Origin of the sequence: Chitinophaga sp., from assembly GCF_035564935.1 — a bacterium.
In the GTDB taxonomy this organism is placed as follows: Bacteria; Bacteroidota; Bacteroidia; order Chitinophagales; family Chitinophagaceae; genus Chitinophaga.
On sequence record NZ_DATMTE010000787.1, the window covers coordinates 1 to 17,908 of the forward strand.

Consider the following 17,908-nt stretch of genomic DNA (forward strand, 5'->3'; position numbering starts at 1 on the left):
GAAGAAGCAAAGGAAAAAGTGTCCGACTTCTTCAACAAAGATAAAAAGTAGGTAAAGTTAATAGTGAAGAAGGGCTTTCCGGGGAGTATCTCCGGAAAGCCCTTCTTCTTTTTAGAGGCTTCTGAGATAGAGATACAAAGCGGTTAACTCTTCGTCCGTGTATTGGGCAGTCATATTCCACGGCATATCTTTCACCTGTAACTGCGTTCTCTCCGGCGTTCTGCCGGTGCGCAGCGTGGTAATAATTCATTGGAGCCTGCAAAACGCAATTATAGCCGCTATATCGTGATCATCCATCGGGGTGAACTCTTCTGAGGGCATGAGCAATAACGGCTTATTTGCGGTATTTAAACCGTGCCGCAGCGCCTTAGCCAGGCTTTGTTGTCATAACTTCCGGTAACCCTCTTGTTCCACAGGTAATATTTCCTCCGGCAATGCGACCAACGGCAGGATCGTTTACTGCCATTTTGCCGCGCAGATCTGTGCCGTGACATTCGCCACAACCCTTTATTCCGTAAAGATGCCGGCCTTCTGCAATAGTGGATGAATCGTCCGGGATGGGAATATCCCTTACTGTCGCTGAATACTTTTTGCTGGCATGCTGATAGAAAAGAAAACTGAAAACGCCGTAAACCGCCAATACGATTACGAGCAGGCCAGGCACAATACGCGCTGCCCATTTTAAAATTCCGGAGAACATAACAATAACCGGATAATTACGGCTGTAAAAGTAATAGGGATAAATAAAATAGGTATCAGTAGAACTACTGAATTAAAGAAGAATCATAACGTGGGATTACAGGCTTCACATTTTACTAAGCATCTTTAATACGGGATAAACCAGTCAGACCCGGTATAGAAAAGCACCCGTATTACAGGGTGCTTTTCATTGCGTAAAAGTGTTTCAAATCATTCTTGATTTTGTGTGTTAAGGTTGATAAACGGTAAAAAGTGATGAATTAACCCAAATTTAACGTTCCTTTTGCAATATTCAATAACACTAAAGGGGTAATATTAAATTATTTTGAAAAAATGATGAACGGCTTATAAACGGTCTTTTAATAAATTATAAAAATCCTGCTATCTCAATGCAGTAAGTATCAATTGCAAAATCGTTATTCTATCTCAGTGCTTCCCGGGCAATTACGATCTTTTGGATCTCAGAAGTGCCTTCCCCGATGGTGCATAATTTTGCATCACGATAAAATTTTTCAACCGGGAAGTCTTTCGTATAGCCATAGCCACCAAAAATCTGGACGGCGTCATTCGCTACTCTTACCGCCACTTCAGAGGCATAGTATTTAGCCATAGCGGCCTGCATGGTCATTTTTACCTTCCGGTTTTTCATATCAGCGGCCTGCATGGTAAGCAACTCTGCGGCGGCTATTTCAGTGGCCATATCCGCCAGCTTAAAGGAAATGCCCTGGAAATTGGCAATGGGTTGATCAAACTGGTACCGTTCTTTGGAGTATTTCAATGCCGCATCCATAGCGCCTTTGGCGATACCGAGCGATAATGCGGCGATGGAGATCCGGCCTCCGTCCAATACTTTCATGGACTGGATAAAGCCATCGCCTTCCGCTCCCAGCATATTTTCCGCAGGAATGCGACAATTGTCAAATATCATCTCGGCGGTTTCAGAAGCCCGCATGCCCAGCTTATTTTCTTTTTTGCCACCACTGAAACCGGGCGTTCCCTTCTCCACAATAAAGGCGCTCATCCCGTGACTGTCGCGCACCTCCCCGGTGCGGGCTATTACTACGGCCACATCGCAGCTTTTGCCGTGGGTGATCCAGCATTTGGTGCCGTTCAGCACCCATTCGTTCCCCTCCCTCTTAGCTACACATTTCATATTCATGGCATCGGAACCTGTATTGGGCTCTGTAAGTCCCCAGGCCCCGATCCATTCGCCGGTGGCCAGTTTTGGCAGGTAGCGTTGTTTTTGCGCTTCATTGGCAAACTGCAAGGTATGACCCGTACATAAGGAATTATGAGCCGCCACACTCAGGCCTATGGCTCCGCAGATGCGCGATATTTCACTGATCACTGTTACATACTCCAGGTATCCGAGCCCGCTGCCACCATATTCCTGTGGTACTAGTACACCCATAAGGCCCAATTCGCCCAGCTGTTTGAATACCTGCAGGGGGAATTGCTGTTGTTCATCCCATTCCATCACGTGAGGCTGTATGTTTGTTTTTCCGAAGTCCCGGATCATTTGTGCAATCTGTTGTTGCATTTCCGTAGGCGCAAAATTCATAACCGTGTGGATTTATTATTTGATCTCAATGTAATGTTCAATTTTACGATAAATAATCTCATCCACCAACGGCAGGTTGCGGAGGTCGGATACCGCCTTGAAACCCGCGTGGCTATTGCGATACTGCACTATCAGGTGGGCCAGTTTATAGCGTATGTATGGGTGAGCTGCCAAAGATTTTTCATCTGTGAGGTTGAGGTCTAGTTTTTTTAGAGAACTGTTACCGATCTGTAAGAACGGTTGAATTTTTTGAAATGTGGAGTCGGGTAAACCGTAACATTCTGCTACCTGCTCCACAGCATAAAAGCCTCCCAACCGGTTGCGGAAGGCAATTATCCGCCTGGCATAGCCGGCTCCGATACCGGGTAAGGACTGCCATACCGTACTATCCGCCGTATTAATATCAATAGGAACAGCCGGCGCTTTCTTACCATAACGGGTAAACGAAATAGTGTCGTTACGTGCGTAGCGGCGACTACTATCCCGGTGACCACCGCTATAGCGCCTGGAATAGTGGCGACTGGGCCTGTCATATCTCCCGGAAAACCCGGTATCCTCCTCTTTACTTTCTATGCGTACATACGGCATCAGCAGCGAGCACAATGCCGGCGGCAAACCATAAATCTTACCCAGATCAGCTGGTTTCCTGAACCGGCCGCCACTGCCGAGGTACTTCCCGATAGTAACAGCTGTACGTTCACTTACGCCCAGCTGCTGCCAGCCGGCAGCAGACAAGGTATTCGGATCAAAATAAAATAAACCGGCAGATGCAGGCGATAAAACAGCCGGCTTTTTTTCAGCGGTTGCCAATCCTGCTTCAAAAGCCAGCACCGCAGCTTTCAGGTCATCCCTACCGGTAACGGGCGTACGCTGTTGAAAATAAAAGACCAGGTCGGGGATATAACCGGTGATGATCATGAGTATCACCAACGTTATTATTCCGAATCGCTCCTTCCGGGAAAACCGCAGGTATTCGCGGGCAAATGATTTCCACATGGGTTAACAACAATTTTGTTCCCAAGCTATCCCTTTATATGCAGCAATTCGTTAACAGAAATAAAACGGCCTGTTAAATTTCGAGGCTAAGACCGTCGTACGCCAGGCGCGTACCGGCAGGTAACTCCTTCGATACCTCCTCGTGTAACCCCAACTGGTGGCTGATGTGCGTAAGATAAACTTCCGGCACATCCAGTTCTTTACCCAGTGCAATGGCTTCGTCGAGCGTAAAATGGGAGATGTGTTTTTCGCGGCGCAGCGCGTTCAGTACAAGGATCTTTGAGCCGCGGATCTTTTCTTTTTCCTCCGGTGCAATGTAGTTGGCATCCGTAATATAGGTAAAATCATGGATGCGGAAACCCAGTACCGGCATCTGGTGATGCATTACGTGAACAGGCGTAACTGTTAGCCCGTTTACATCAAAAGGAGCGTCTGCAATAGTTTGCAGGTTAATTTCCGGGATGCCGGGGTATTTAAAATCGGCAAAGGCATAAGCAAACTCCCGTTTAATAACACTCTGCGAAAACTCCGTAGCATAAATATTAATAGCGCTTTTCTGAAAATAATTAAAAGCGCGGATATCGTCCATGCCTGCAATATGATCTTTATGCGAATGGGTAATGAGCACAGCTTCCAGGTGGCCTACCTTTTCACGCAGCATCTGGTAGCGGAAATCCGGGGTGGTATCCACTACAATATTTCCCGCAGGAGCGGTGATCATAATACTGCTGCGTAAGCGTTTGTCTTTTTTGTCAGTCGAGGCGCAAACTTCGCAACCACAAGCTATAACCGGAACTCCCTGCGATGTGCCTGTACCTAAAAATGTAACTTTCATCCCAACATCATTTGTTCTTTTTTGCCTATTCCGCTGCCTGTTCGCCCGGGGTACCGCTTTCTTCCTCTCCTGCTTCAGGAATGGGTTTGCTGGATTGTATCTGTTTATACAACTTATGCGACTCTGCCGTGAGCATTTCTTCGTCCAGCGGCAGGGTCGATAAAATATCGATCAGCGTATTGATACGTCCTTCGAGGTTCAGGAATTTGTTGATCACTACCACCTTTTTATGTTCAAGGATGCAGTAACCGGACAGGAAACTACCTTTTTCGAAGCGCAGTACATATTTAGCCTCTTCGAAGATCTTTTCCAGTTTGGTCAGGTTATTAGGTGTGATTTTGATATTCATGTCGCAAAAATAGCAAAAAGGTGTTGTTACTTCGTTACCATCCTGGCGAAAGGTACAATCATTTCTTCCAGGGAAATACCGCCATGCTGGAAGGTATTGCGGTAGTAGTTTACAAAATAATTATAGTTGTTCGGATAACAGAGATACCCGTCTCCTTTTGCAAAAATATAGGAAGAGTTTACGTTTGGCTTTGGTAATCCTGCATCCCGGGGATCACGGAAGGCCAGCACCTCTTTCGGATCATAGTTCAGGTTGCGTCCGTGTTTATAGCGCAGGTTGGTAGTGGTTTGTTTATCGCCTATCACTTTCACCGGTGTTTTCACCCTTACGCTGCCGTGGTCGGTAGCGATAATCAGGTTTATTTTTTTATCGCTGATACGTTTCAATGCCTGGTGCAGCGGGCTGTGTTCAAACCAGCTGGCAGTGATGGAGCGGTAAGAGGCTTCATCACCGGCCAGTTCCTTCAGTACTTCCATTTCAGTACGGGCATGGCTGAGCATATCCACGAAGTTGTATACAATTACGCTCAGCGGGTAATCCAGCATATTATGGATGTTATTGAGCATTACCTGCGCATCGGCGTGGTTGGTCACTTTAGTGTAGGAAAAGCGGGGATCCAGCTTCAGCTGTTTCAGCTGGGCGGCAAAAAAGTGCTCCTCATAAAGATTTTTCCCTCCTTCTTCATCATCGTTCTTCCATTCCTGGGGAAATTTATGTTCAATATCAATAGGCAGCAGGCCGGCAAAGATGGCGTTACGGCTGTATTGTGTGCTGGTGGGTAAAATGCTGTAAAAGGATTCTTCTTCCACCAAACGGAAGGATTCCTGGAAAATGGGTTGGATCGCCTTCCACTGATCGTACCGGAGGTTATCTATCAGCAGGAATACATTGGGCACATCGGGATCCAGGTTTGGCACTACCCTGTCGCGGAACAGCGTATGCGACATTACCGGGGCTTCCTTTGCCTTGGGATGGAGCCAGTCGCTGTAATTACGGCTGATGAATTTGGAAAATTCGTTGTTGGCTTCCGTTTTCTGGGCATTAAACACTTCCAGCATTTCCGGGCTGTTGGTTTTGGTCATTTCCATTTCCCAGTATACCAGTTTCTTGTAGATGTCCATCCACTCATTAAAGTCGGGGTTCGAGCTGAGTGCCATAAACAGGCTGCGGAACTCCTGCTGGTATGCGGTGGTGGTTTTTTCGGCCACCAGTCTTTTGTTATCAATTATTTTTTTGAGAGATAATAATACCTGGTTGGGATTTACCGGTTTAATAAGATAATCGGTGATCTGGGAGCCAATGGCATCGTCCATTACATTCTCCGCCTCATTTTTCGTGATCATCACTACCGGGATCTGCTGGTCAATTTCCTTGATCTTGCTGAGAGTTTCGAGGCCGGTGATGCCGGGCATGGATTCGTCCAGCAGCACCACATCCACCACCTGTTCTTTCAGAAATTCGAGGGCGTCATGTCCGTTTGTGAGGGGCGACACTTTATAGCCTTTGCTTTCCAGGAAAATAATCTGCGATTTCAGGGACTCTATTTCATCATCTACCCATAGTATATTTATCTGACTCATAATAAGATTTAAGGTTCCGGTAAAAAAAGGAATTTACCCTTATTTTTTGGCAAATATCATTCCCCGACTATCATTTGCCGGTAATTATATGTTAAAAAGGGCTGAACACGGTAAAATGATAGCAGGAAAAAGTGAACAGCCCCGTAAAGTTATTTACCTTCGCATCCATAACATAAATTACCTGTAACCTACCAATTGTTTTATACTGTCATAGGGGTATCGTGGATGCAGCGCGTCATTATAAGTAAAAAAATTACATATAATTAATTTCGGGTGTAGTTTTGCATACAGGCACCAGGGATTCAGGCGCGGATGCCCGGCCTGAGATCGTATAATTAAATGCAAATGACCGAACGCAAGCGAAAAATTGTTAATGATCCGGTGTATGGCTTTATTACCATAGATCACCCGTTGATTCTTAACCTCATTTCACATCCATATTACCAGCGGCTCCGCCGCATACATCAGATGGCGCTGGCGCACCTGGTGTATCCTGGTGCTATGCATACGCGTTTTCATCATAGCATGGGCGCCTACCATCTTATGAGCATGGCGCTGCTGGAGCTTCGCAGCAAAGGAGCAGACATTACCCCTGAAGAAGAAGTGGCGGCAAAAATGGCCATTTTGCTGCATGATATCGGGCATGGACCTTATTCCCATGCACTGGAGAATGGTATTATTGAGGGGGTATCGCATGAGGAGATCTCCCAATGGCTGATGGAAGCATTGAACAAGGAGATGGACGGAGCGCTGTCGCTTACACTGGATATTTTTAACGGGCGTTATCATAAAAAATTCCTGCATCAGCTGGTATCCAGCCAGTTGGATGTGGACAGGATGGATTACCTGAACCGCGACAGCTTCTTTACCGGGGTGGCCGAGGGCACTATCGGGTACGACCGCATTATCAAGATGCTGATTGTACATAAGGGGGAGCTGATGGTGGAGGAAAAGGGCATTTATTCTATTGAAAAGTTTATCATCGCCCGGCGGCTGATGTACTGGCAGGTATACCTGCATAAAACGGTGCTCAGCGCCGAAAATATGCTGGTAAAGATCCTGACCAGGGCGAAAGCGCTGGCCCAGGAGGGGAAAGAACTGTTCTGCTCTCCGGCTCTGGCATATTTCCTGTATAATACCATTACGAAGAACAACTTTGAGTGCGGGCCGGAATGCCTGGAACTATTTTGCCAACTGGACGATTATGATTTAATGGGAGCTATTAAGGTATGGACAACACACGAGGACAAAGTTTTGTCGCTTTTATGTAAATGGTTAATAAACAGGAACTTATTTAAGGTTGTATTAAGTAACCAGGCTTTCGACGGAAGTGCAGCACTATTATTGAAGGAACAGGTCAGACAAAAATGGGGGATTGAGGATGCAGACCTGGATTACTTTGTTTTTACCGGTGCGGCCTCGCTGAGGGCTTACAACGTCAACGACGAAAAGATCAATATCCTATTTAAAGATGGAACTGTAAAAGACATTTCCTCCATCGACAATGCACTGATTAGCCATACACTGGCGATACCGGTAAAAAAATTCTACATTTGTCATCCAAAAATTCAGGCTAACAACGTTTTATAAGGAATAAAATGTTAATTAATAAGTTCATACTATCCGGTGTAGCCTGGGAAACATTACAATTTTAAACTATGCAGTTTAGCGCATTACAATTAGCTACCATGTTAGATGGTAAGCTGGAGGGAAATCCGGACGTAAAGGTGAGCAACATCGCCAAGATTGAAGAAGCTGGCGAGGGCATGCTCAGTTTCATTGCCAATCCTAAATATGAAGAATTCATATATACCACCAATGCTTCCATTCTGATTGTGAATGAGAGCCTGGTGATTGAGCGTCCCATCAAATCGACCCTCATCCGGGTGAAGGATGCCTATAGCAGCTTTGCCTTGTTACTGGAGCAATACAGGTACCTGACCGGGAATAAGTCGGGGATCCAGCAACCTTCTTACATTCCTGCCTCTGTAAAAATGGGCGAAAATGTATTTGTGGGCGCCTTTGCCTACCTGGGCGAAAACGTAGTGCTGGGTAACAACGTAAAGATATATCCGGGCGTATACCTTGGTGATAATGTGATCGTTAACAACGATTCGATCCTTTATCCGGGGGTAAAAGTATACGATAACTGCATTGTGGGCAGCCGGGTAATGCTGCACGCCGGTTGTGTGATTGGCGGCGACGGCTTTGGCTTTGCCCCTCAACCGGACGGCTCCTATAAAAAGGTGCCCCAGATCGGCAATGTAGTGATCCACGACAACGTGGAAATTGGCGCAAATACCACTATTGACCGGGCTACCATGGGCAGCACAGTGATCCGTGAAGGCGTGAAGCTGGATAACCTGATCCAGGTGGCGCACAATGTGGATATTGGTATTAATACCGTGATTGCCGCCCAAACGGGGGTTTCCGGCAGTACCAAAATTGGCCAGAATTGCGTTATTGGCGGCCAGGTGGGCATGGTAGGGCATATCCATATTGCTGATAATACCAAAATCAATGCACAGAGCGGCTTATCCAAGTCCATCACTGTACCCAATACCTCCCTGACCGGCTCCCCTGCGTACGATTATAAAAGTTCGCTGAAAAGTCAGGCAATTTTTAGAAATTTGCCGGACCTTGAAAAACGCGTGAAGGAACTTGAAGAGATGGTAAAACAACTGCTGCAGGAACGAGCGGGAGTATAAATGATTACTGATTAAATAGTTATATATTAGTTAGCTTATTATGGAAAATCAACAGTTGCAATACCAGCATACCCTGAAAGGCGAAATTACCTTATCGGGTATCGGGTTGCATACAGGCGCCCATGTTAATATGACCCTTAAACCGGCCACACCGGGACACGGGATTAAATTTCAACGTATCGATCTGCCAGGGCACCCTATCGTGAAAGCGGATGTGGATTATGTAGTAGAAACAACCCGCAGCACTACACTCGAACACAATGGCGCCAGGGTAAGTACTGTAGAACACATCATGGCCGCCCTGGCAGGTACTGGTGTGGATAACGTACTGGTAGAACTGGATGCCGGAGAGATCCCTATCATGGACGGCAGCGCCTATGCTTTTATTGAAGCGATTGAGAAAATAGGTTTGCAGAACCAGGACGCCAAAAAAGTATACTACACTATTGATACCAATATCAGTTATTATGATGAGAAGAAAAAGGTAGAAATGGTGGCGATGCCGGCAGTGGATTACCGTATTACCTGTCTTATCGATTTCAACTCTCCCGTACTGGGCACCCAGCATGCCAAAATGAAAGGTATTGAAGAGTTCAAAACAGAAATTGCACCCTGCCGTACTTTTTGTTTCCTGCATGAACTGGAATACCAGTTGTCGCTTAACCTGATCAAAGGCGGCGATATCAACAATGCGATTGTGGTGGTAGATAAGCCGGTAACGGAAGAAGAACTGACCCGTTTGGCGAAAGTGTTTAACCGGGAAACCATTTCCGTACAGAAAGAAGGTATCCTGAATAATATAGAATTACGTTTTCCCAACGAACCGGCGCGTCATAAGCTGCTGGATGTGGTAGGCGACCTGGCACTGATCGGTTACCCGATCAATGCACATATCATTGCCAACCGCCCGGGGCACGCGTCAAACGTAGAATTTGCCCGTGCCATTAAAGCGTATATCAAGAAGAATAAACATAATAAAGACTTACCAGTATACGATCCCAATCAGCCACCGGTATTTGATACGCCACGTATTGAAAGAACATTGCCGCATCGTTACCCGATGCTGCTGGTAGATAAGATCATTGAACTGGGAGAAGACAAAGTAGTAGGTATCAAGAATGTTACCTTCAATGAACATTTCTTCCAGGGTCATTTCCCTTCTAATCCTGTAATGCCGGGCGTTCTGCAACTGGAGGCGCTGGCACAGGTAGGCGGCATCCTGGCACTGAACCGCGTACCTGATCCTGAAAACTATGATACCTATTTCCTCAAGATAGATAACTGCAAATTCAAACAGAAAGTAGTTCCGGGCGACACCATGATCCTGAAAATGGAGTTGCTGAGCCCTATCAGAAGAGGGCTTGTGGAAATGCGGGGGACAGTATTCATCGGCAATAAAGTAGCTACTGAAGCCGACATGATAGCACAAATTATAAAAACAAGAGAAGGCAAATAATAGCATGATCCACCCGCTTACATACATACATCCGGACGCCAAAGTTGCGCCTAATGTAAAAATTGATCCATTTACCGTTATACATAAAAACGTAGAAATCGGTGATGGTACCTGGATAGGTTCCAACGTAACTATTATGGAAGGAGCCCGTATCGGCAAGAACTGCCGTATTTTTCCAGGCGCTGTTATTTCTGCCATCCCCCAGGATTTGAAATTTGCGGGTGAAGAAACTACCGTTGAAATCGGCGACAACACTACTATCCGTGAATATGTGACGATTAACCGCGGTACCAAAGACAAATGGAAGACCACAATCGGGAATAACTGCCTGATCATGGCATACAGCCACATTGCACACGACTGCGAAGTAGGGAACTACTGCGTATTTTCAAATAACACTACTCTCGCAGGTCACATTACCGTGGGCGACCACGTGGTGCTGGCCGGTATGGTGGCCATCCAACAGTTTTGTAAAGTAGGCGATCACGCATTTGTAACCGGTGGTTCCATGGTGCGTAAAGATGTACCTCCTTTCGTAAAAGCAGCACGTGAACCACTTTCCTATGTGGGCGTAAATTCCGTAGGATTGAAGAGAAGAGGCTTTTCTCTCGAAAAAATCAATTCTATCCTCGATATTTACCGCGTTATCTTTGTAAAAGGTTATAAATTATCAAAAGCCGTGAATATCATCGAAGCAGAATTTCCTGCTACAGATGAAAGAGATGAGATCCTGTCGTTCATCCGTGAATCAGGACGTGGTATCATGAGGGGCTATACTTCCAGGACCAATGACGATATCTCTTAACCAGACAGGTAAGCGTTTTAACTACGACTGGATCTTCCGTCGGGTAACCCTCACCTTTAGTGAAGGACAACGCTATGCCATACTGGGTCCCAATGGTTCGGGGAAATCCACTTTATTACAGGTGATCAGCGGCGCCATTCAGCACAACGAAGGCACTGTTACCTACAGCACACCGGAAAAATCCATCGCCCCTGATGCGTTTTTCCGGTATTGTGCCATTGCCGCCCCTTATCTTGAACTCATAGAAGAGTTTACCCTCACGGAAATTATCCGGTTTCATCAACAGTTTAAAAACTTTCTGCCTGGTATCACACCTGCCATAGCCATGCAGCTGGTTGGACTGGAAAAAGCCGCCAACAAACAGCTCCGCAACTTTTCCTCCGGGATGAAACAGCGTATCAAGCTGGCACTGGCCATCCTCTCCGATGTTCCCGTTCTCCTGCTCGACGAACCCTGCACCAATCTTGATGCCGCCGGTATTGCCGTGTACCAGCAGCTCATCAATGATTATGGCGGTAACCGCCTTATTATTGTAAGCTCCAACGATGAACAGGAATACTTCATGTGCCGCGAGCATATCCATATCATGGATTATAAATAAAGATAAAATCAACGGGAATATTATCTTCGTAAAAAGCTAAAAGCTATATGAACACTGCCAGTAAGAAAGTGATTAATGGCTGGGCCATGTACGATTGGGCCAATTCCGTGTACAACCTCGTTATCACCACTACTTTTTTCCCTATCTATTTTTTAGCGGTTACAGGTGAACATGTTTCCTTCCTCGGAATGAACTTTGTGAACTCCGCACTCTACAACTATTCCATGGCAGCCGCTTACCTGCTGGTTGCCCTCGCCTCTCCTATCCTGTCCTCTATTGCGGATACCAGGGGCAATAAAAAGAATTTCCTGCGCTTCTTTACCATACTGGGCTCCCTTTCCTGTAGTGCGCTTTACTTTTTTGACGGCAACCACCTGCTGCTGGGGGTGATATGTTTTATCCTTTCTACCATCGGCTATTGTGGCGGCCTTGTGTTTTACAATTCCTACCTGCCTGAAATTGCGGCGCCGGAAGACAGGGACCGCATCAGCGCCCGGGGCTTCAGTATGGGTTATATAGGCAGCGTGATTTTACAGCTGCTGGGATTTGGTCTTGTAGTAATGGGGCCTAAAATGGGACTGGATAAAAGTCAGCCTGTACAGCTTACCTTCCTGCTGGTAGGGATCTGGTGGTTTGGTTTTGCACAAATCACTTTTGCCCGTTTGCCCAAAAGCATTGCTATCACCGCACAACATACCGGCAATGCATTTACAGAAGGGTTTAAAGAATTGAGAAAAGTATATGCCCAGGTAAAACAGCTGCCGGTACTGAAAAGATTCCTCCGCGGATTTTTCTTTTACAGCATGGGCGTGCAAACCGTGATGATGGCAGCCACCATCTTTGGCGGTAAAGTATTAAAGTTACCGGATGAAATGCTGATCGTTACGGTAGTGGTTATACAGATAGTGGCCATTGCCGGCGCATGGAGCATGGCCAGGCTTTCTACCCGGTTTGGAAATTTACGTGTATTGATTGCCGTTGTTATTTTTTGGATAGGCATCTGTATCGCCGGTTACAAAATGCAAACTGCCATGCATTTTTATTTACTGGCCACTGCGGTAGGATTGGTAATGGGAGGTATACAATCGCTCAGCCGCTCCACTTATGCCAAGCTGATGCCGGAAACAGAAGATACCACCTCTTTCTTCAGCTATTACGACGTTACCGAAAAACTATCGATTGTAATTGGTATGTTTTCATTTGCCTATATAGATGATATTACCGAAGACATGCGTAATTCCGTACTGGCGCTGGTGGTATTTTTTGTGATCGGGCTGATCTGGATCATTTCCGCCCTGCGCAAGCAAAAGCAACTGGCCTGACGGAGTTGTAGAGAATTAGGTAACTTTCAGCACGGAAACTCCGGTAAAACTTAAGGATAATGAAATTATACACCATTGAAACAGGATTCTTCAAGCTGGACGGCGGCGCCATGTTTGGCGTAGTACCAAAAACTATCTGGAATAAACTGAATCCGGCAGATGAAAACAATTTATGCACCTGGGCCATGCGTTGCCTGCTCATTGAAGACGGCAACCGCCTCATCCTGGTAGACAATGGCATTGGCGACAAACAGGACGCAAAGTTTTTCAGCCATTATTACCTGCATGGCGATGCTACCCTGGATAAATCACTGGCGGCACACGGTTTTCATCGCGACGATATCACTGATATGTTCCTGACCCATCTTCACTTCGACCATTGCGGCGGCAGCATTATCCGCCAGGGCGAACGGCTGGTTCCCGCCTTTAAGAATGCTACCTACTGGAGCAACGAGGACCACTGGAAATGGGCTACCCAGCCTAACGACAGGGAAAAGGCTTCTTTCCTGAAGGAAAATATACTGCCCATCCAGGAAAGTGGTCAGCTGAAATTTATTGACCATCTTGAAGGCGTGAATTTCACGGAAAACGTTTCCATCCGCTTTGCCAACGGGCATACCGATGCCATGATGCTGCCACAGATCAGCTACAAGGGTAAAACCATTGTATACATGGCAGACCTGCTGCCTTCCACCGGTCATATTCCATTGCCCTATGTAATGGCATACGACATGTTTCCGCTGAAAACATTACAGGAAAAGAAAGGCTTCCTGCAGGAGGCCGTGGATAAAGAATATATCCTTTACCTGGAACATGACCCGGTAAATGAATGCTGTGTGCTGCAACAAACCGAAAAAGGCATCCGGACTGGTGAAATTTTTTCACTCAGCAATATTTGAGTCACTGTCAGTGTGTCACTATTTTTGCTGCTGCATTATATTTGATAGTAATAGTGCATGGCTATACACATAACAACAGATAATAAATTGAAAAAACTGATCGTTGTGGGCGACCGTGTGCTGATAAAGCCAGCTACTCCCCACGAGCGTACCAGCAGCGGGTTATACCTGCCTCCGGGAGTACAGGAAAAGGAAAAGGTTCAACGCGGCTATGTGATTAAAACAGGGCCGGGATATGCTATACCGGTACCGGCCGACAATGACGAGGCATGGAAACCGGAAGAAGAAAAAGTAAAATATATTCCATTACAGGTGAAAGAAGGCGACCTGGCTATTTTCCTGCTCAGTGGTTCCACTGCGGTAGTATACGAGGAAGAAACGTATTATATCGTACCACAAGCCGCAATTTTAATGCTGGAAAGAGAAGAAGATCTGTAAAACATCTTATTCATCTTATTAAATAAAAAAAATCTGCTAACGAATAGCAGATTTTTTTTGTCTATCATGTATGAAAAAAGCAATCTATTCCTTGTATTCCAATACATCGCCAGGCTGACATTACAGCACCCTGCAGATCTCTTCCAGCGTAGAAAAGCGGATCGCTTTTGCTTTACCACTTTTTAGTATACTGAGATTTGCCATCGTAATACCTACCTGTACACTCAGCTCTGTCAGCGACATCTTTCTTTTGGCCAGCATCACGTCCAGATTGACGATTATCCCCATTGTATATTACAGTTTAGGTCATTAAATGGTGAGCGCCTGTTCTTCTTTAAGGCTTACCGCTCTTTCAAAAACGATGGCCAGCGCCAGGATCACCATGAAAGCCATCAGCAGCTCCCAGCTCGCCCCCAGTACATTCAGCAACCTGAAATAAAGCCGGTTGTTGTACACCTTCACGCTATCTGCCGCTATCCAGGCAAAAACAATTTTGGTGAGTAGCAGTCCCGATAAAACAAGCAGGATCCCCTTCACCGCACTAAGATTTTTCCGGGAGATAATATCTTCACTCCCTGCGCCAATCAGCAGCCGGAACAGGTAAAAGGTCATTACCAGGTAAAGTAAGCCCAGTATGGTATTCTGGAGTACCGCTGCTTTTAAACCCGGCGTATCAGGACTAAACCGTGACTGAAAAAAAGCCACACCATTGAAGATCGTGATATAAACACTGATCAATACAGAAACGAGCAGCACGATTTTCAACGGGAGAAGATACTTACTGATTTTCATGTTACGCCCTGTTTGTTGCCTCAAAGATATTTCTGCTTTATCGAAATTCAAAATAAATTTATCGATTATCAATAATTAATGATCGATAAACGGTACATGGGCGCTGATAATAATTTGAAGCTCAACCGCTTATTCTTTTTATTATCTTCATAAAAAAAATTACGTCATGGCCAATCAGGATGCATTTCTGGAATATATCAAAAGCGGCTATACTTTTAAAGGCGAGCATTTCAAGCTGGGTTGTGCCATGCTGAACGGTGAAGTAGTAACCGGCGCGGATGTTTTTCTGCCGCTTAAAACGCTTAACCGTCATGGGTTAATTGCCGGCGCTACCGGTACCGGTAAAACAAAAACACTGCAGGTAATTGCTGAAGGGCTCAGCGACGCCAGCGTACCGGTGTTGTTGATGGACATTAAGGGAGATCTCAGCGGTATTGCAGCTGCAGGCGCCGACAATCCCAAGATTGCGGAACGTTACCAGAAAATAGGCGGCACCTGGAGTGCAGCGGCTTATCCCTCTGAGCTCCTATCTCTCAGTCAGGAAAAGGGCGTGCGTTTACGCGCCACCGTGAGTGAGTTCGGCCCTATCCTCCTTTCGAAAATACTGGAGCTGAACGATACACAGGCCGGGCTTGTAGCCATGCTTTTTAAGTATTGCGATGACAATAAACTGCCTTTACTGGATTTAAAAGACTTTAAAAAAGTATTGCAGTTTGCAGGAGATGAAGGAAAAGCGGACCTGGAAAAAGATTATGGCAAGATATCCACTACCTCTACCGGCACAGTGCTGCGTAAGGTGATTGAACTGGAACAACAGGGCGCTGCACTTTTCTTCGGAGAGAAATCTTTTGAGGTAGATGACCTGATGCGCATCAGTGACGATGGCCGCGGTATGATATCCATATTGCGTGTAAGCGATATACAGGACCGGCCGAAACTCTTTTCCACCTTCATGCTCAGCCTGCTGGCAGAACTGTACGCCACGCTTCCCGAAGAAGGCGACCTTGATAAACCCAAGCTGGTGATGTTCATTGATGAAGCCCATCTTATTTTCAATGAAGCCAGCGATGCGTTACTTAAACAAATAGACACTATCATTAAACTGATCCGTTCAAAAGGCGTAGGTATTTTCTTTTGTACCCAAAACCCGATGGATGTACCTCCTTCAGTACTCGGACAACTGGGTCTTAAAGTACAACATGCCCTGCGTGCCTTCACTGCCAACGATCGTAAAACAATCAAGCAAACCGCGGAAAACTACCCGCTGTCGGACTTCTATAAAACGGACGAGTTGCTTACCCAGATAGGTATTGGTGAAGCGCTCATTACCTGCTTAAATGAAAAGGGCGTTCCTACCCCTTTGGCCGCTACCATGCTGGTATCGCCCCGGTCGCGTATGGATGTGCTGACCACCGCAGAAATTGACGGGCTGGTGAACAACTCCAAGCTGGTGAAAAAATACAGCGGGGAAATTGACAGCCAGAGCGCTTATGAGATCCTTACCGCTAAACTGCAGGAAGCAGCGGAAAAAACAGCTGCTGCTGAAGCAGCGCCTAAATCTTCCGGCAAACAAAAACAGGAAAAAGGTGTGCTGGAACAGGTAATGGACAGCTCTGTAGCCCGGCAGGTAGGCCGCACCGCCGCTAACATTATCACCCGCAGCCTGCTGGGCGCATTGGGCCTCGGCGGGAAAAGCAGTAAAAGTAAAAGCTGGTTTTAATTATGCAACGACAGTGATTCGCTGTCAGCTTACATCAATATATTTAAGAGTATGAGTAGAATTATTAAAACGGGCGTATGCTCGTACGGCATGTCTGGACAAATATTTCATGCCCCGTTCCTGCATGTGAACCCTGGATTTGAATTTACAGCGGTTGTAGAAAGAAGTAAAAACCTGGCGCGCCAACGCTATCCTAACGTTAAAGTATATACGAGCGTGGAAGATATGCTGGCCGATAAAGACCTGGAGCTGATTGTGGTAAATACACCCAACTACACGCACTTCGATTTCGTGAAAGCCGCACTGGAAGCGGGCAAGAATGTGATAGTGGAAAAGCCTTTTACCGTACATGCCGGAGAGGGAGAAAAACTGGCTGCACTGGCTGCTGAAAAAGGGCTGCTGCTCAGCGTTTATCACAACCGCCGCTACGACAGCGACTATAAAGTTGTAAAGCAGGTATTGCAGTCCGGGCAACTGGGTGATGTACTGGAAGCAGAAATACACTACGACCGTTTCAAAGAAGAGCTGAGCTATAAAAAGCATAAAGAAGTAGGAGGCCCTGGTACCGGCGCCCTCTACGACCTGGGTTCTCACCTGATTGACCAGGCCATCACCCTGTTTGGCATGCCTAAACGGGTATGGGCTGATATCCGCATCATCCGCCGCGATTCTGTTGTGGATGATTACTTTGAACTGGTACTTTACTACGATAACCTGCGGGCCCGTGTAAAATGCAACTACCTGGTGCGTGAAGCCCTGCCGGCTTACCAGCTGCATGGCCGCATAGGCTCCTTTATCAAAACAAAATCCGATATCCAGGAAGCGCAGCTGCAGAGAGGATTATTCCCCAACAGCCCCGACTGGGGAGCAGAACAACCGCATGAATGGGGACTGCTCCACACAGAAATTGATGGCAAGGTGGTAAAGAAATACGTTCCCGGCGGACACGGTAACTATATGGATTACTACCAGGGCATTTACGAAGCACTGGTGAATAAAGCTCCTAACCCCGTACCAGCGCAGGATGCCATTAAAGTGATCAAAGTAATTGAAGCCGCTTTTGAAAGCAGCAAGGAAGGAAAGGTGATCGATCTGTAGCGAATTTTGTCAGACGCGGATTTTGTCTGACTCAGGATTAAACTGATTA

General features: G+C 46.3%; 18 protein-coding genes. 10 read left to right on the forward strand and 8 right to left on the reverse strand.

Annotation, left to right across the window (positions count from 1 at the left end; genetic code table 11):
• Positions 1 to 367: 367 nt before the first annotated feature.
• The 6 genes from VN105_RS20290 to VN105_RS20315 form a co-directional block, all read right to left on the reverse strand.
• On the reverse strand, positions 368 to 700 hold the full coding sequence (locus VN105_RS20290; RefSeq protein ID WP_325643603.1) for a hypothetical protein: 333 nt from the start codon (positions 698 to 700) through the stop codon (positions 368 to 370).
• 420 nt (positions 701 to 1,120) lie between these two features.
• Positions 1,121 to 2,260: an acyl-CoA dehydrogenase family protein gene (locus VN105_RS20295; RefSeq protein WP_325643605.1), complete on the reverse strand. Its 1,140-nt coding sequence runs from the start codon at positions 2,258 to 2,260 to the stop codon at positions 1,121 to 1,123.
• A 15-nt stretch (positions 2,261 to 2,275) separates the two neighbouring features.
• Positions 2,276 to 3,256, reverse strand: coding sequence for a helix-hairpin-helix domain-containing protein (locus VN105_RS20300; RefSeq protein WP_325643607.1), 981 nt, complete (start codon positions 3,254 to 3,256; stop codon positions 2,276 to 2,278).
• 73 nt (positions 3,257 to 3,329) lie between these two features.
• Positions 3,330 to 4,091 carry an MBL fold metallo-hydrolase gene (locus tag VN105_RS20305; RefSeq protein ID WP_325643609.1) on the reverse strand — a complete coding sequence of 254 codons (762 nt, stop codon included), beginning with the start codon at positions 4,089 to 4,091 and terminating at the stop codon, positions 3,330 to 3,332.
• Between the two features lie 25 nt (positions 4,092 to 4,116).
• A complete protein-coding gene (locus VN105_RS20310) occupies positions 4,117 to 4,440 on the reverse strand; it encodes a hypothetical protein (RefSeq protein WP_325643611.1) in 324 nt (107 codons plus the stop codon).
• A 26-nt stretch (positions 4,441 to 4,466) separates the two neighbouring features.
• Positions 4,467 to 6,020 carry a response regulator gene (locus VN105_RS20315; RefSeq protein ID WP_325643613.1) on the reverse strand — a complete coding sequence of 518 codons (1,554 nt, stop codon included), beginning with the start codon at positions 6,018 to 6,020 and terminating at the stop codon, positions 4,467 to 4,469.
• A gap of 345 nt (positions 6,021 to 6,365) precedes the next feature.
• Between VN105_RS20315 and VN105_RS20320 the strand changes: the two genes are divergently transcribed.
• From VN105_RS20320 to VN105_RS20355, 8 genes are all read left to right on the forward strand, one after another.
• Positions 6,366 to 7,610: an HD domain-containing protein gene (locus tag VN105_RS20320; protein ID WP_325643615.1), complete on the forward strand. Its 1,245-nt coding sequence runs from the start codon at positions 6,366 to 6,368 to the stop codon at positions 7,608 to 7,610.
• Positions 7,611 to 7,678: 68 nt separating this feature from the next.
• Positions 7,679 to 8,728 carry a UDP-3-O-(3-hydroxymyristoyl)glucosamine N-acyltransferase gene (lpxD, locus tag VN105_RS20325; protein WP_325643617.1) on the forward strand — a complete coding sequence of 350 codons (1,050 nt, stop codon included), beginning with the start codon at positions 7,679 to 7,681 and terminating at the stop codon, positions 8,726 to 8,728.
• Positions 8,729 to 8,768: 40 nt separating this feature from the next.
• A complete protein-coding gene (locus VN105_RS20330) occupies positions 8,769 to 10,184 on the forward strand; it encodes a bifunctional UDP-3-O-[3-hydroxymyristoyl] N-acetylglucosamine deacetylase/3-hydroxyacyl-ACP dehydratase (protein ID WP_325643619.1) in 1,416 nt (471 codons plus the stop codon).
• A 4-nt stretch (positions 10,185 to 10,188) separates the two neighbouring features.
• The gene (lpxA, locus tag VN105_RS20335; protein ID WP_325643621.1) at positions 10,189 to 10,989 is read left to right on the forward strand and encodes an acyl-ACP--UDP-N-acetylglucosamine O-acyltransferase; all 801 of its coding nucleotides are present in this window, start codon (positions 10,189 to 10,191) and stop codon (positions 10,987 to 10,989) included.
• Complete coding sequence (locus VN105_RS20340; RefSeq protein WP_325643623.1) at positions 10,973 to 11,590, forward strand: ABC transporter ATP-binding protein; 618 nt, start codon at positions 10,973 to 10,975, stop codon at positions 11,588 to 11,590. The genes lpxA and VN105_RS20340 overlap by 17 nt, the downstream gene beginning before the upstream one ends.
• Before the next feature lie 47 nt (positions 11,591 to 11,637).
• Positions 11,638 to 12,912 (forward strand): MFS transporter, encoded by a 1,275-nt coding sequence (locus VN105_RS20345; RefSeq protein WP_325643625.1) that lies wholly within the window; start codon positions 11,638 to 11,640, stop codon positions 12,910 to 12,912.
• Between the two features lie 59 nt (positions 12,913 to 12,971).
• Entirely contained in the window at positions 12,972 to 13,811 is an 840-nt protein-coding gene (locus tag VN105_RS20350; RefSeq protein ID WP_325643627.1) for an MBL fold metallo-hydrolase, read from the forward strand.
• Positions 13,812 to 13,868: 57 nt separating this feature from the next.
• Positions 13,869 to 14,249 (forward strand): co-chaperone GroES family protein, encoded by a 381-nt coding sequence (locus tag VN105_RS20355; RefSeq protein WP_325643629.1) that lies wholly within the window; start codon positions 13,869 to 13,871, stop codon positions 14,247 to 14,249.
• Between the two features lie 120 nt (positions 14,250 to 14,369).
• Here VN105_RS20355 and VN105_RS20360 read toward each other — a convergent pair whose 3' ends face one another.
• Entirely contained in the window at positions 14,370 to 14,537 is a 168-nt protein-coding gene (locus tag VN105_RS20360) for a helix-turn-helix transcriptional regulator (RefSeq protein ID WP_325643630.1), read from the reverse strand.
• 21 nt (positions 14,538 to 14,558) lie between these two features.
• Positions 14,559 to 15,041: a DUF2975 domain-containing protein gene (locus VN105_RS20365; RefSeq protein ID WP_325643631.1), complete on the reverse strand. Its 483-nt coding sequence runs from the start codon at positions 15,039 to 15,041 to the stop codon at positions 14,559 to 14,561.
• 166 nt (positions 15,042 to 15,207) lie between these two features.
• Here VN105_RS20365 and VN105_RS20370 point away from each other — a divergent pair, with 166 nt between their 5' ends.
• Positions 15,208 to 16,761, forward strand: coding sequence for a helicase HerA-like domain-containing protein (locus tag VN105_RS20370; protein ID WP_325643633.1), 1,554 nt, complete (start codon positions 15,208 to 15,210; stop codon positions 16,759 to 16,761).
• 51 nt (positions 16,762 to 16,812) lie between these two features.
• Positions 16,813 to 17,859 carry a Gfo/Idh/MocA family oxidoreductase gene (locus tag VN105_RS20375; RefSeq protein WP_325643635.1) on the forward strand — a complete coding sequence of 349 codons (1,047 nt, stop codon included), beginning with the start codon at positions 16,813 to 16,815 and terminating at the stop codon, positions 17,857 to 17,859.
• The last annotated feature ends 49 nt before the right edge of the window (positions 17,860 to 17,908 follow it).